This is a genomic window from Synechococcus sp. H55.10 (assembly GCF_047502715.1).
Classification (GTDB): Bacteria; Cyanobacteriota; Cyanobacteriia; order Thermostichales; family Thermostichaceae; genus Thermostichus.
The window spans coordinates 1-1145 of the sequence record NZ_JANSJJ010000046.1 but is presented as its reverse complement, the minus strand read 5'-3'; the positions used below and the strand labels follow the sequence as shown (position 1 = coordinate 1145).

The following is a 1145-nucleotide window of genomic DNA, read 5'->3' as shown; positions in this document are numbered from 1 at the left end:
GGATTAGCCACGGATGGCCGGCGCCACTTCCACCGCCGCCAAATCCAGCGGGAAGTTGTGCGCATTCCGCTCGTGCATCACTTCCATCCCCAGGTTGGCACGGTTCAGCACATCCGCCCACGTCCCAACCACACGACCGTTGCTGTCCACAATCGACTGGTTGAAGTTGAACCCGTTCAGGTTGAACGCCATGATGCTGATCCCCAGCGCCGTAAACCAAATCCCAATCACAGGCCACGCCGCCAGGAAAAAGTGCAGACTCCGGCTGTTGTTGAACGACGCATATTGGAAAATCAACCGCCCAAAATACCCGTGCGCCGCCACAATGTTGTAGGTCTCTTCCTCTTGCCCAAACTTGTAACCCAAGTTCTGCGACTCCTCTTCCGAAGTCTCACGAATCAGGCTCGAGGTCACCAACGACCCGTGCATCGCACTAAACAGCGCACCCCCAAACACGCCAGCCACGCCCAACTGGTGGAACGGGTGCATCAAAATGTTGTGCTCCGCTTGGAACACCAACATGAAGTTGAACGTCCCCGAAATCCCCAAGGGCATCCCGTCCGAAAACGACCCCTGACCAATCGGGTAAATCAAAAACACGGCCGTCGCCGCCGCCACCGGCGCCGAGTAGGCCACCGCAATCCAGGGACGCATCCCCAAGCGGTAGCTCAGCTCCCACTCCCGGCCCATGTAGCAAAACACCCCAATCAAAAAGTGCAGCACAATCAGCTGGTAGGGGCCGCCGTTGTACAGCCACTCATCCAAAGAAGCGGCTTCCCAAATCGGGTAAAAGTGCAGACCAATCGCAGCCGAAGAGGGCACCACCGCCCCAGAAATAATGTTGTTGCCGTACAGCAAAGAACCAGACACAGGCTCGCGAATCCCGTCGATGTCCACCGGGGGAGCACCGATAAAGGCAATGATGAAGCAGGTGGTGGCAGTCAGCAGGGTGGGGATCATCAGCACCCCGAACCAACCGATGTAGAGACGGTTGTCGGTGGAGGTGACCCACTCGCAGAACTGCTCCCACACGTTGCTGGTTGAGCGACGTTGGATAACAGTAGTCATGATGGCAAACTTCCCTGAGGAAGCGCGAAGATTGACAACACAACCTTAAAACATCCGTTAAGTTCTGTCAACTGGCT

At 56.6% G+C, this 1145-nt stretch carries 1 protein-coding gene; it reads right to left on the bottom strand.

The features are described from left to right. Positions 1 to 3 precede the first annotated feature (3 nt). On the bottom strand, positions 4 to 1068 hold the full coding sequence (gene psbA / locus NW858_RS04300; protein ID WP_414336205.1) for a photosystem II q(b) protein: 1065 nt from the start codon (positions 1066 to 1068) through the stop codon (positions 4 to 6). Positions 1069 to 1145: the final 77 nt, after the last annotated feature.

What these genes read in the sequence shown, in the direction of transcription:
- psbA (WP_414336205.1), bottom strand. Translation starts at nt 1,068, where the DNA reads ATGACTACTGTTATCCAACGTCGCTCAACCAGCAACGTGTGGGAGCAG.